10 protein-coding genes, 1 pseudogene and 1 riboswitch are annotated in these 12,100 nt (G+C 66.1%); of the genes and pseudogenes, 4 read left to right on the top strand and 7 right to left on the bottom strand.

The genetic code is table 11. The features are described from left to right. The first annotated feature begins 23 nt into the window (after positions 1–23). Positions 24–225: riboswitch (cyclic di-AMP (ydaO/yuaA leader) on the top strand. A 3-nt stretch (positions 226–228) separates the two neighbouring features. After that, positions 229–1,080, top strand: a complete 852-nt coding sequence (locus WHH00_RS08310; protein WP_406638003.1) for a LysM peptidoglycan-binding domain-containing protein — start codon at positions 229–231, stop codon at positions 1,078–1,080. Positions 1,081–1,217: 137 nt separating this feature from the next. On the opposite strand, the gene WHH00_RS08305 is transcribed toward WHH00_RS08310, so the two are convergent. The 4 genes from WHH00_RS08305 to WHH00_RS08290 form a co-directional block, all read right to left on the bottom strand. Continuing rightward, the gene (locus WHH00_RS08305; protein WP_406638001.1) at positions 1,218–2,693 is read right to left on the bottom strand and encodes a protein adenylyltransferase SelO; all 1,476 of its coding nucleotides are present in this window, start codon (positions 2,691–2,693) and stop codon (positions 1,218–1,220) included. After that, positions 2,690–4,132, bottom strand: coding sequence for an APC family permease (locus WHH00_RS08300; RefSeq protein WP_406637999.1), 1,443 nt, complete (start codon positions 4,130–4,132; stop codon positions 2,690–2,692). Before WHH00_RS08300 ends, WHH00_RS08305 begins: the two co-directional genes overlap by 4 nt. Beyond that, entirely contained in the window at positions 4,129–5,106 is a 978-nt protein-coding gene (locus WHH00_RS08295; protein ID WP_406637997.1) for a ribonuclease Z, read from the bottom strand. Before WHH00_RS08295 ends, WHH00_RS08300 begins: the two co-directional genes overlap by 4 nt. A gap of 66 nt (positions 5,107–5,172) precedes the next feature. After that, complete coding sequence (locus tag WHH00_RS08290; RefSeq protein WP_231457746.1) at positions 5,173–5,355, bottom strand: hypothetical protein; 183 nt, start codon at positions 5,353–5,355, stop codon at positions 5,173–5,175. Between the two features lie 248 nt (positions 5,356–5,603). Between WHH00_RS08290 and WHH00_RS08285 the strand changes: the two are divergent. Further along, positions 5,604–6,806, top strand: a pseudogene (locus tag WHH00_RS08285) (globin domain-containing protein). A gap of 24 nt (positions 6,807–6,830) precedes the next feature. Here the strand turns inward: WHH00_RS08285 and WHH00_RS08280 are convergent. From WHH00_RS08280 to WHH00_RS08270, 3 genes are all read right to left on the bottom strand, one after another. Then, positions 6,831–8,186 carry a phenylacetate--CoA ligase family protein gene (locus tag WHH00_RS08280; protein ID WP_406637995.1) on the bottom strand — a complete coding sequence of 452 codons (1,356 nt, stop codon included), beginning with the start codon at positions 8,184–8,186 and terminating at the stop codon, positions 6,831–6,833. A 32-nt stretch (positions 8,187–8,218) separates the two neighbouring features. Then, a complete protein-coding gene (locus WHH00_RS08275; RefSeq protein ID WP_406637993.1) occupies positions 8,219–8,479 on the bottom strand; it encodes an SHOCT domain-containing protein in 261 nt (86 codons plus the stop codon). A 236-nt stretch (positions 8,480–8,715) separates the two neighbouring features. Next, entirely contained in the window at positions 8,716–9,144 is a 429-nt protein-coding gene (locus WHH00_RS08270) for a hypothetical protein (protein ID WP_231457750.1), read from the bottom strand. Positions 9,145–9,382: 238 nt separating this feature from the next. Between WHH00_RS08270 and WHH00_RS08265 the strand changes: the two genes are divergently transcribed. Then, positions 9,383–10,249, top strand: coding sequence for a universal stress protein (locus WHH00_RS08265; protein WP_406637991.1), 867 nt, complete (start codon positions 9,383–9,385; stop codon positions 10,247–10,249). A gap of 63 nt (positions 10,250–10,312) precedes the next feature. Continuing rightward, positions 10,313–12,055, top strand: a complete 1,743-nt coding sequence (locus WHH00_RS08260; RefSeq protein WP_406637989.1) for a DUF4389 domain-containing protein — start codon at positions 10,313–10,315, stop codon at positions 12,053–12,055. Positions 12,056–12,100: the final 45 nt, after the last annotated feature.

Below are 12,100 nucleotides of genomic sequence, written 5' to 3'. Positions count from 1 at the left end.
TGTCCCTCCCAGACGGGACATTCCCCGTCAGAATGCCGAGCCCTGCCACTGACCCGGGAACCAACGCTTTCCAGCTGGCAGGGACGGGGGAACCAAGTTTCCGCGGCCTTTTGAAGGCCTTGGGGTTAAGTCGATAGCGCGTCCGTTCCATTCGGAGGTGTTGCCGGCCGGGTATCTCCAACCCGAACCCGACAGCTCACCCCGCAGGCATGGGAGAGGCGATCAACTGTGTCAAAAAATTCCATCACTGCCCGTCACCGTGCAACCCCGGCCCGCTCCATCGTGATCGAAGGACTGTCTGTTTCGGCCAAGTCCCTGGGCCGTCCGGCTCTCGCCGTGGCAGCAGCCTCCGGCATTGCCTTCGGCGTCGGCGCCCCGGCCCACGCCGGTGTGAACGGTCCGGACACCACCGAGACCGCTAGCGTCCAGGCTTACGCCGCCCCTGCTCCGGCAGCCGCAGCCCCCGCCGCAGCAGCCGGCACCACCCACACGGTTGTATCGGGCGACACCCTTGGTGCCATTGCGTCGCTCCACGGTGTCAGCCTGAATGACGTCCTGTCAGCCAACGGGCTCTCGGTTTCCACCATCATCTACCCGGGCGACCAGATCCAGATTCCTGCCGCCGGTTCCGCTCCGGCTGCGCCCTACGTTGCACCGGCCTACGTTGCACCTGCTGCAGCACCGGCACCGGTCCAGACCGCTGCTGTTACCACCCCGGCGAACACCGGCATGAACATGTCCTACGCGTCCGCACCGGTTGCAGCCACCGGCAGCGGCGCCGGAGCAGCCATCCTGGCCAACGCCTACGGCCAGGTGGGCCAGATCCAGGACTGCACCGCGATGGTGGAGAAGGCCCTGCGCACGGTCGGCAAGTCCGTCGGCGACCTTGCCCCCGGCCAGTTCTACCAGTACGGCACCACCGTGGGCACCCCCGCCCCCGGCGACCTGGTGATCACCGCCGGCCACGTTGGCGTTTACGCCGGCGACGGCCAGGTTGTCAGCGGCGGCGTGAACGGCAACCAGACCGCAGTTCACTCCATCAGCTGGCTCAGCGGCGCTTCCTTCGTCCGCGTGGCATAGTCACCACAGACACAGGCGCAGCCGGCCCGTAAGGGCCAGGCCACTCCAGGCAAGGGCGGCAGCCGGGTTCTCCCGGCTGCCGCCCTTGCCTTGTCTCCCCGGGACTTCCTCACGCACGGTTTCTCCCGGGCCCCGCCTCAGGTACCGCAGAACGTCCGGTAGGTGCCGAAGTCTTCCGGCGGACCTTCGGTATAGCGATCCAGCCCCTGGCGTTCCTCGAACGGGGACCTCACCACCTCCAGGAGGCGGCTGAAGGGGCCCATGTCCCCCTCCGTTGCTGCTGCCAGTGCTTCCTCCACCAGATGGTTCCGGGGAATGTACACCGGGTTGACGCTGTCCATCAGACCGGCGTCGGGCTTCAGGCGGGCCCAGCGCTCAGCCCAAGCATCAAACGCGGCGAGGTCCAGGACCATGCCGCGCGCCGGCCTGGTATTTCCCCTGGCTGCCTGGCCAAGGCTCCGGAAGAACTGTGTGTAATCGACAGGTCCGTCCTTCAGCAGGCCGATGACCCCGTCCACCAGTTCCGATGCCTCGTCGCCTTCTTCACTTCCGGCCGGGCCGGCGGCGATGCCCAGCTTTGCCTTCATGCCGTCGAACCAGGCGTCGCTGTACTGGCTGCGGAACTTCCCCAGCGCCTCCACTGCGGGCGCGACTGCCTGTTCCTGGTCCTCGTGGAAGAGCGGCAGCATCGCCTCCGCCAGCCGCGCCAGGTTCCACTCGGCCACCACCGGCTGGTTGGCGTAGGCGTAGCGCCCGCCGACGTCGATGGAGCTGTACACGGCACCGGGGTTGAAAGCATCCATGAAGGCGCAGGGCCCGTAGTCGATGGTTTCGCCCGAAATGGTCATGTTGTCCGTGTTCATGACGCCGTGCACGAACCCCACCAGCATCCACCGGGCCACCAGCCCGGCCTGGGCAGCCACCACCGAGGCGAACAGTTCCAGGTAGGGATTTTCAGCCTGCGCTGCGGCCGGGTAGTGCCTGCTGATGGCGTGGTCCGCGAGCCGGCGCAGGAGCTCCATGTTGTCCGTGGCTCGGGCATACTGGAAACTGCCCACCCGGAGGTGGCTGCTGGCCACCCGGGCGAGGACGGCGCCGGGCAGCATGGTGTCCCGCCGTACCGGGCGTCCTGTGGCCACAACGGCCAAAGCGCGTGTGGTGGGAATGTTCAAGGCATGCATTGCCTCGCTCACCAGGTATTCGCGAAGCATGGGGCCGACGACGGCGCGGCCGTCGCCTGCCCGGGCAAAAGGTGTGCGGCCGGAGCCTTTGAGGTGCACGTCCCGCAGGCGCCCGCCGCCGTCCGGCAGTTCGCCGAGCAGGAGTGCCCGGCCGTCGCCGAGCAGCGGCGAGTAACCGCCGAACTGGTGCCCGGCGTATGCCTGGGCCACGGGCGTGGCGCCGGCCGGGACATGGTTGCCCAGGAGGAGCCGCACGCCTTCGGTGGTCCGCAGGTATTCGGGAGCCAGCCCCAGCTCACCGGCCAGTACTTCGTTAAGGACCAGGAGCGAGGGTTCCGGCGCTTCCTCTGCCTGCCAGGGAACGGAGAGTTCCGGGAGGTCGCGGGCAAAAAGGCCTTCGAAGGTGACAGTTGATTCTGCTGCTGCAGTCATGAATCAACCCTATCGCCGTCGTTGGCGCGCCGGTTGATCAGCCAGGTGATAAGCCACAGGATGACTCCAATGGCCATCAGTCCGCCGGCAATCTGGTACTGGATGATGTTCCTGCCGACCCACGGGCCGGCCAGGAAGGCGCAGAGCAGCGCGGCCACGAGCGGCAGAGGGCCCGGGGATGTGAAGAACACTTTGCGGTGGGGATGCCGCTTGCGGCGCAGCACCAGGCAGGCCACGTTGACCACCGTGAAGACACAAAGCAACAGGAAGGCGGTGGTGCCGGACAGGTTGGCCACGATGTTGCTTTCGGGATCACTGGTGACATACAGGATGAGGCCCAGGGCCAGGACAGTGGAGAAGGCGATCCCCGCCCACGGGGTGCGCCGGACCGGAAGGACTTTCCCCAAGGCGCCGGGCAGGACGTGCTGGCGGGCCATGCCGTAAATCAGCCGGCTGGCCATGAGCATGTTGATGAGTGCCGTGTTGGCGACGGCGAAGACGGCCAGGAAGGGGAAGACCCTGTCGATCGGGAAGTCCGGCGAGCCCTTGTGGACCACTTCCAGCAGGGCAGCGCCTTCAGCTTCCCGGATGCCCTCGAGCTCCGTGGGCGAAAGGACGCTCACCACGGACACAGCTACCAGCATGTACAGCAGCACTGCTATGCCCAGGCCGGTGAGCATGGTGCGGGGAAAGATCTTTTCGGGGTTCTGGGTCTCTTCCACCATGTTGACCGAATCCTCGAAGCCCACCATGGCGAAGAACGCGATGGACGTCGCTGCGGTCACGGCGAGGAAGAGCCCCTTGTCCTGGGAGTCGTTGAAGACGAAGATCTCGCCCGGGTTTCCCGTCCCCTGGGCCATGACAAAGAACCCGACACCGATCACGATGCACAGTGCTGCCATCTCCACCACTGTGAGCACAACATTGAACTTGACGCTCTCCCCCACGCCCCGCAGGTTGATGGCAGCCAGGAGGAGCATGAATCCAAGGGCAACCGCGGTAATCACGCCCTGCCCGGGTTTGCCCATCCAGCCATTAATCTCGAGGCCGCCGAAGAAGTTCTGGGCAAGGACGTTCGCAGACGTGGACGCGCTGGTGATTCCTGAGCAGACCACGGCAAATGCCACCAGGAAGGTGACGAAGTGGATCCCGAATGCCTTGTGCGTGTACAGCGCGGCGCCCGCAGCCTGCGGATACTGCGTGACCAGCTCGAGGTAGGAGAAGGCGGTGAGCGTTGCCACCACGAAGGCCAGCAGGAACGGCAGCCAGACGATTCCCCCTACGGTGCCGGCCATGGTTCCGGTTACGGCGTAGACGCCGGCACCCAGGATGTCGCCCACAATGAACAGCAGCAGGAGCTTGGGTCCCAGCACCCGCTTGAGGGTGGGCTCCTTGCCGTGGGCAGTAACGTCCGAGACTTCTTCTGAAGCTGCGCTCATGTGTGGCCTCCAAGGCTGACTGGGCTGGGTGAGGGGCTTGGCATTGGTGCATCGGCTGGCCCGCGGCGCAGTGCGGGGCCGTGGGATAAGCGCCGCCGCCGGGGGAAGGGGATGCGCTGCAGGTCCTCAGCCGCGATGACCGCAGCAGAACCCGCGCGGGCACCGGCTTGGGCCAGGAGCAGTGAGGCGTCGTCGCCGTACCGTGAGGAGAAGTGCGTGAGCACCAGGGTGCGGGCGCCGGAACGTGCCGCCAGTTCTCCTGCCTGCCCGGCTGTGAGGTGGCGGTACTGGCCGGCCAGCCCGGCGTCGTCGTCAGCGAAGGTCGATTCGGCGACGAGGAGGTCGACGCCGTCGGCAAGTTCCTCTGCGCCCGGACAGGGCGCGGTGTCCATTACGAAGGCGAATCGCTGGCCCGGCCGGGCGACGCTGACGTCTTCAAGCTGCACGCCGCCCAGGCTCCCTTGGCGCTGCAGCCGCCCTGCGTCCGGCCCGGATATCCCTGCCGCCTGCAGGCGTTCCGGCAGCAGGGTCCGGCCGTCCGGTTCGGCCAGGCGGTAGCCGTAGGTTTCTATCCGGTGTTTGAGGGGCCGGACTTCCAGTCCTTCTGCCACCGCTCCGCCTTCGCCGTGCGGGTGCAGCCTGAGGTCGATACCCGGTGTGCTGACGGATACAAGGGCGCGGACCACGTCCCCGCCGGAGGATGGATAGTGGAGATGGACCGGATGGGGCACGGCGTCGAGGGCCATGCGCGAGAGCACCCCCGGCAGCCCGAAGCAGTGGTCGCCGTGAACGTGGGTGAGGCAGATGTGGGTGATCATGTTCGCTGAGACCCCGGCGTGGATCATTTGGCGCTGCGTTCCCTCGCCGGGGTCGAACAGCATGCCCTCGCCGTCCCAGCGCAGGAGGTAGCCGTTATGGTTCCGGGTCCGTGTGGGGACCTGGGAGGCGGTGCCGAGGACAACGAGCTCGCGCATGGCTTTAAGGACCAAAAAGCAGGTGCCGGAGAATCCGGTACCTGCTTTCTTGGATGCGGCGGCGGCTTAGCGCCGCCGGAGCATTCCCATGATCCTGCCGGCCACGCCGCCCGGCCTGGCCCCTGCGGCACCCGTTGTGCCGGGCGTCCGGCGGGCTGCATTCAGCCCGGTCCCGCGGGCAGTCCCGCCGGTCCCCGTCCTGCCTGCGAATCGTCCAGCGGCATTTTTGATCATGCTTCCCAAGTTCATGTGAAACTCCTTCAGTAGTGATCCTGCCAACCGATATTCATCAGCCTGCTTATGATTTTAGCGCAGTTTGGCCCCACGTCGAGGGGACAGGCCGAACATCCCCGCTCAAGCTTGCTTCCTGGGGGCGCGGCCTGGGAGCTCGGGAATAGGGGCGGTTGCCCCTATCGGCGGGTTCGTGCGGCTGCTAAATTGGCACGCCTCAGGCCACCTCCCCCGCCAGGGAACCCGCTATCCGGAAGGTAACCAACATGCTTTCAGACACCTCCCTCCCCGTGATCAGGGCAACGCTGCCTGTGGTGGGCGAAAACATCCAGGAGATCGCCAAACGGTTCTACCAGCACATGTTTGACGCACGGCCGGACCTGCTGGACGGCCTGTTCAACCGGGGCAACCAGGCTGACGGGCGGCAGCAACAGGCGCTGGCCGGATCCATCGCAGCGTTTGCCCGGTACCTCGTGGAAAAGCCCGACCAGTTGCCTGACCACCTGCTGTCCAGGGTTGCCCACAAGCACGTCTCCCTGGGCCTGAGCCCGGACCAGTACGAGATTGTCCACGAGCACTTGTTCTGGGCCATCGTCGATGTGCTCGGTGAGGCCGTGACGCCCGAGGTAGCCGCTGCCTGGGATGAGGTCTACTGGCTGATGGGCAACATGCTGATCAACCAGGAACGGGGGCTGTAAAACGCTGTTCACTTGTCGCCGGAAACCATCTGGCGCACTTGGCGGGTGGCTGAACGCATCCAGGAGACGGACGACGTCGTCACTTTCGTTGTGGAGCGCATCGACGAGAGGGCGGTGAAACCTTCCCTGCCGGGACAGTACGTGACCATCAAGATGCTCATGAAGGACGGCGTCCACCAGCCACGGCAGTACAGCCTCACCCGCGCCGACGACGGCAGGCACCGCCACTTCGCCGTCAAGCGGGTGCACGGGCAGGGAACGCCTGACGGCGAAATGTCCAACCTCCTGCACAACGACGTCAAAGTGGGCGACGAGGTGGTCCTCTCGGCGCCCTTCGGGGATGTAGTGCTGGAGTACACGGACAGGCCGGTGGTTATGGCCAGTGCGGGGATCGGGGTGACGCCGATGGCCGGCATGCTCTCGCACCTGGTCAAATCCGGCAGCCAGCGCCAGGTGATGCTCCTGCATGCCGATGACAGCCCGGGATCGTTTCCGCTGCGCCGGCAAGTCACCGAGGACCTGGCGTTGCTGTCCGACGGCTCCATGCACACCTGGTTCCTCAACCAGGACCAGGACTCCGGGTCTTCCAGCTTCACCGGATTCATGGACGTGGCCGCCGTTGAGCTCCCGCTCGACGCCGAGTACTATCTCTGCGGCCCGCTGCCCTTCCTCCAGTCCGTTCGGAGCAGCCTCATCTCCAAGGGCGTTCCGGCCAAGGACATCCAGTACGAGGTGTTCGGTCCGGACCTCTGGCAGGCCGACTTCCAGTAGGGGAATCCGCCATGGCCGGAAGGCTTAGCGGATGAGCCGGCGGACATACGGCGCCTTGCCTGATGGTGTCCGTTCAAGCTGTGACACGACGGCCACGTCAACAGGGGTCCCGACGACGCCTGCCGCGCGGAGCGCGCCGGCCACCGCAGCCTGTACTGCCTGGGGGGAATTTCCCGCGGCAAGACCTGCCAGGAGGACACGCAGCCGCGCCGGCTCCTGGACTACCTGCCATCCACCGGCAGCGGCCTGGTCCAGCACGTGGTGGAACACGATGGGATGCACCCTGACCGGACCCGCCGAACCCTGCATGTCCAGAACATCCTCGATCCGCCCTTCAATGTCCTCCAGCAAAGTGAAGGAGCGTCCGCACGGACAGCCCCGGCCGCCCAGCCTCACGGTGTCCGACATTTCATACCGGATGAGTGGCAGCGTCCGCGAAAACAGGACTGTGACCAGAACTCTCGCCCCTGTGGTTCCCCGCGGCACCGGATTCCCGTCCCGGTCCACGGGTTCGACGATCAGCAGGTCCTCATAGAGATGGCGGTTCCGGTAGACGCACGGGGAGGCGATGCCGGCCGTTTCAGTGGCAGCGTAGACATCGACCGGCGCGCTTCCCCAGGCTTTCGCCAGTTCCTGCGCGGCGGAGGGCGTGAGCACCTCGGAGGCTGACATCACCGCCTGCGGCGAGATTTTCAGGTGGCCGGCCAGCTGCTCCAGGGCCAGGGGGCGCAGGGCCGAGGCGTAACCAACCAGCGCCCTGGGCTGGAACCTGTTGAGTGCGGCAACAGTCTCGCCCATCGGAGCCGTGACATCCAGGCGGAGCGTGGGGACCAGCCCGGAGCGCAGTGACGCTCCAACGACGGCGGACTGGTGCGTGGGGACGCGGGACGTCACCAGTGCTACTTTCAATGGACGTCCCAGTCCGGCCTGGATCCCGGCCCAGTCGTTTGCCCGGGCGTAGGAGGCCAGCACTGTTGCCCACTCGGAACGGTTCCAGATGAAGGTTCCCCGCGGGCCTGCGGTACCGGCCGTCGCTGCTGCCCACCAGCGTCCCCTCCAGGGCACGCCGGGGTCACCGTTTTCCGCGGCCAGTGCGCGGAGATGCTGCTCCACGTCCGCCAGCTTAAGGTCCGGTGTGGTGACGGCCTCGTCGAAGTGGCTCATGAGGTCTGCTTTGGTCACGGGAGGCAACTGGTCAAAGGGTGCCTCCTGCAGCCCCGCATGATGACGCCGGTAGAACTCCGAACCCGCATAGGCCGCGCGGAGCAGTTCCTGCAGTGCGCGGTCCTGGTGAGCGGCAATTGTCGTGGCGTCCCAGTGGTCCCGCCTTCGCCAGGCAGCCCGGAGGAACAACACCCGGGACACAATCCGAACGTCCATGGCCAACGCTGAAAGGGCGTGGAGCCGGGTGCTTAGGCCCCGCGGGCGCGGCGCAGGGCCGCCAACCGGGCCGTGTATTCAGTCTCGTCGATGTCGCCGCGGGCGAAGCGTTCGGCCAGCAGGTCCTCCGCAGCACTTCCACCGGGTCCGTTGCTCCCGCGCCCGCGGTTACCCGGGGACATGGAGCGGGCAAAAAGGACAAGGGCCGCAATGACTGCTCCCCAGAACAGGATGAAGCTCACCACCATCAGGACGTAGCCCCAGGCGCCCATGTTTCCATCCCAGTACATCATCGCTGCTCCTCCCGCCCTGCTGCCGGCCCCTGATTGACTGTCCCGGTAAAAGGCCTTCTGGAGCCAGAGTCTTTCGTCCCGCGGATCCACTGACGGGGCTCGCGGCGGTTGCAGCGCGCGGTACCTCCCGATTCCCGGCAACCGCTATGCGGAAACTGCTCCCCGAAAGCCGGAACGGTTTCCCGGCCCAACGTTCGGGGAGCAGCCAGCCCCTCTGCGGTGTGTCCTTTTGTTCCTCAACGTTCCAGGTCGTCGGGTTCGAATTCGCTCAGTGGTGAACCGCCAAAGTTTTCCTCGTCGTCGCTGGCATCAGCTTCAAGCCCTGTGGGTTCTTCGCCAAAGTCGACGTCGGCAACCGCCTCCCCCAGGGTGGGCGTAGCGGAGGCGGCCTGCCCCTCAGCTTCAGAGCGGGCCTGCGCTGATTCATCCCGGAAAGTCTGTTCGCTGATGAAATCCTCTTCCTCACCGGAAACCGCCTCATCCTGGATCAACGGATCCTCCTGCCAGCGGTCCGGATTGTTCTCTGCCGCGCCCGGGTAGGTGTCCGGCTCGCCATTCACAGGGTCAAGCTCAAGGGAGGAAGCCGCACCCGGAGTCTCATCAAGGAGCACGTCGTCATCCTGGACAATGTCGAGCCCCTCATCGGGAAGGTTCTGTTCCGTCATGGTGATGCCTTTCTCTTTGGACAGCTGGAGTGAACAATAGTAAGCATACTGACGACCCCGCGGCGTTGCTAACGTCTCCGCGACTGATCGCCAGGAATTCGTGCAGGTTCTTCGACGAGCTCCGCACCCCGCCCGTCCCCAACCCGCATTTTGCCGTGACCTTTGGCCCTATGTCCGCCGTGGCTGCGGGGCCAGTCTTATAGGTGACCCACGCCCGTGCGAATGAGGAGATCCGGTCATGACAACTCGTAAACCAATCGCCGCCGCCACCAATGACTCTCCGCAGAGCCAGGCGGCGGTGCTGTGGGCTGCGCGCCGGGCGGAGCGCTCCGGTGTGCCCCTGGTGATCCTCCATGTTGTGGACGACAGGTGGGTGGCGGAACCGTATCCCTGGATCGGCGTTATGGAAGAGGCCGGTGACCGGCTCCTGCAGACTGCGGCGGGACGGGTCCGGGACGCGTTCCCCATTACTATTACCACCCGGCTCCTTACCGGAAGCGTAGGACGTTCGCTGGCGAAGTATTCCGCCAAGGCGTCCATGGTGGTCATCGGCTCAGGCACCGGCCACCTGGGCGGTTCACTGGCCGACCGGGCGCTTCAGGTTGCAGCCTCTTCGAAGGTTCCGGTGGCCGTGGTGGGAACGCAGGACCTGGAGGGCCGCTCCGGCGTGGTGGTGGGTGTTGACGGTTCCAAGGAAGCGACGCAGGCCGTGGCTTTCGCCGCAGCTGAGGCAGACCGGGAAGGTGACGAGCTGACAGTGGTGTACGCCATCATCGCCCCCGACCGTGTGGTGGATGCCGGCCTGACATCCACCAGCCTCGCCGAGCTTATTGCCGAAGAGGAGCGGCTTGTCCTGGCAGAGACGGTGGCAGGGCTGAAGGAAGACTATCCAAGCCTCCAGGTGCACCAGGTGCTGGAAACCGAGAGGAGTCCGGTGGATGCGCTGGTGGATGCCGCGGTGAACGCCAGGATGCTCGTGGTGGGGAGCCGCGGCCGGGGCGGGATTCAACGGCTCCTGCTGGGATCCACGGCCCACGGCGTTCTGCGGCACCTGCCCTGCCCCACTGTTATTACCCGCATCCAGGCCACCAAGAACAAGAACTAGGCCGGACCGGGCCTACTGCTTCTCCCCATAGCTGTACCCACCTCCTACGTTCGGGTTGGCGTCATGAAGAAGACTGCTTCGGTAATAATGCTCATCCTCGGGATCCTCATCTCGATGGTCGGCCTCGCCACTCTCGCCGGAGGGGCGGCGGCCTCAGTGGTGGGATCCGCGCAGGGAGATGGTTACCTCACGTCCGGCACTGCCCGCCTGGCCGTTGGGTCCCACGCCCTGACCTCGCCCAGGCTTGATGCCGTCGGCGAGGGCGTCCCTCCGCGCCTGCCTTTCGACGTCGGGACGCTGAGGCTGCGGGCCACGTCCGCGGACCCGGGAAAGGAAATCTTCATAGGGGTTGCCCCGCAGGACGACGTTGAGCGTTACCTTTCGGGCGTGCACCATTCCGAACTGCTCGAAGTGGACAGCCGGCCCTTCCGGGCCGAATACCGTGACATTCCAGGCACCGGCACGCCCGAACCTCCGGCAGAGCAAACGTTCTGGAGCACGTCCGCCTCCGGGCCCGGCGAACAGGAGCTCACATGGGACCTTGCCGCCGGCAGCTGGGAAATCGTCATCATGAACGCTGACGGCAGCCTTGGAGTGGACGCCGAGGTGCAGGCGGGATTCCGCTCGGACCTGATCATGCCGGCTGCCACAGGCCTGCTGGTGGGAGGGGCAATTGCGCTGGCACTGGGGATCCCCTTGCTGATCCTGGGAGCCGTGGGCCTCGGCCGGCACGCGAGGCAGCATCCCCGGGGGCCTGCCGCACCGCCACCTGGATACGGGCCGCCGCCGGGGTATGGAACACAGCCCGCGTACGCGCAGGGGTATGGGTCACAGTCCGGCTATGCGGCGGGCTACGGCCCGTCGACCGGCTATGGGCCGCCTGCCGGGCCTGCCGGAGCAGTGCCCGGAACACCAGTCCCCGGAGCCCTTGGAGCACCAGGTGCGCCAGGGGCCGGAGCATCACCTGTGCCGGGAGCCGGAGCACCTGGTATCCCACCGGTGCCGCACCCCGGGGCCGCAGACCGGGCAGACCGGGCTCCCTATCCCGCCAGGCTCTTCGGTGACCTTGATCCGGCCCTGTCCCGGGCGATGTGGCTGGTCAAGTGGTTCCTGGCCATTCCGCACTTCATCGTGCTGGTCTTCCTGTGGTTCGCGTTCCTCGTGACCACGATTGTGGCAGGCTTCGCCATCCTGTTCACCGGCCGCTACCCGCGCCCCCTGTTCGACTTCAACGTCGGAGTTCTGCGCTGGAACTGGCGGGTGGCCTTTTACGCGTACGCTGCTGGGGGCACTGACCGCTACCCGCCCTTCACCCTGGCACGCACCGATTATCCGGCGGACTTCGAAGTGGACTACCCGGAGAAGCTTTCCCGCGGGCTGGTTCTGGTGAAGTGGTGGCTCCTGTCCCTTCCGCATTTGCTGATTGTCGCCGCCCTGTCCGGGGCCACCTGGACCTGGGAAACAGAGGCCGACGACCTCGGAACGACCTATGAGCGCGCAACAGGGCCGTCCCTGCTGGGCTTGCTCGTCCTGGTGGCCGTGGTGGCGCTGCTGTTCACCGGGCGGTACCAGCGGCCGCTGTTCGATTTCATCCTCGGCATCAACCGCTGGATCTACCGCGTCCTGGCCTACACGGCACTGATGCGTGATGAATACCCGCCATTCCGGCTTGACCAGGGACCTGCGGACGTCCTGCCGGGGGTGCCGGAGCCACCGCAGCCGGAACCATTGCGGCAGGAAACACTGCAGCAGGAACCACCGCGCCGTGAACCGCCTGCGCAGGCGCCACCGTCGGCTCTCCCCTAACCTGCCGGTGGCCCCTGCCGTGACTTTCGGCCCTACCTCCCGTTG

Source organism: Pseudarthrobacter quantipunctorum (assembly GCF_045291495.1).
In the GTDB taxonomy this organism is placed as follows: domain Bacteria; phylum Actinomycetota; class Actinomycetes; order Actinomycetales; family Micrococcaceae; genus Arthrobacter; species Arthrobacter quantipunctorum.
The sequence above is the reverse complement of the archived record's forward strand: the minus strand, read 5'-3'. Positions and strand labels throughout refer to the sequence as shown.

What these genes read in the sequence shown, in the direction of transcription:
- WHH00_RS08305 (WP_406638001.1), bottom strand. Translation starts at nt 2,693, where the DNA reads ATGACTGCAGCAGCAGAATCAACTGTCACCTTCGAAGGCCTTTTTGCC.
- WHH00_RS08300 (WP_406637999.1), bottom strand. Translation starts at nt 4,132, where the DNA reads ATGAGCGCAGCTTCAGAAGAAGTCTCGGACGTTACTGCCCACGGCAAG.
- WHH00_RS08295 (WP_406637997.1), bottom strand. Translation starts at nt 5,106, where the DNA reads ATGCGCGAGCTCGTTGTCCTCGGCACCGCCTCCCAGGTCCCCACACGG.
- WHH00_RS08290 (WP_231457746.1), bottom strand. Translation starts at nt 5,355, where the DNA reads ATGAACTTGGGAAGCATGATCAAAAATGCCGCTGGACGATTCGCAGGC.
- WHH00_RS08280 (WP_406637995.1), bottom strand. Translation starts at nt 8,186, where the DNA reads ATGGACGTTCGGATTGTGTCCCGGGTGTTGTTCCTCCGGGCTGCCTGG.
- WHH00_RS08275 (WP_406637993.1), bottom strand. Translation starts at nt 8,479, where the DNA reads ATGATGTACTGGGATGGAAACATGGGCGCCTGGGGCTACGTCCTGATG.
- WHH00_RS08270 (WP_231457750.1), bottom strand. Translation starts at nt 9,144, where the DNA reads ATGACGGAACAGAACCTTCCCGATGAGGGGCTCGACATTGTCCAGGAT.
- WHH00_RS08265 (WP_406637991.1), top strand. Translation starts at nt 9,383, where the DNA reads ATGACAACTCGTAAACCAATCGCCGCCGCCACCAATGACTCTCCGCAG.
- WHH00_RS08260 (WP_406637989.1), top strand. Translation starts at nt 10,313, where the DNA reads ATGAAGAAGACTGCTTCGGTAATAATGCTCATCCTCGGGATCCTCATC.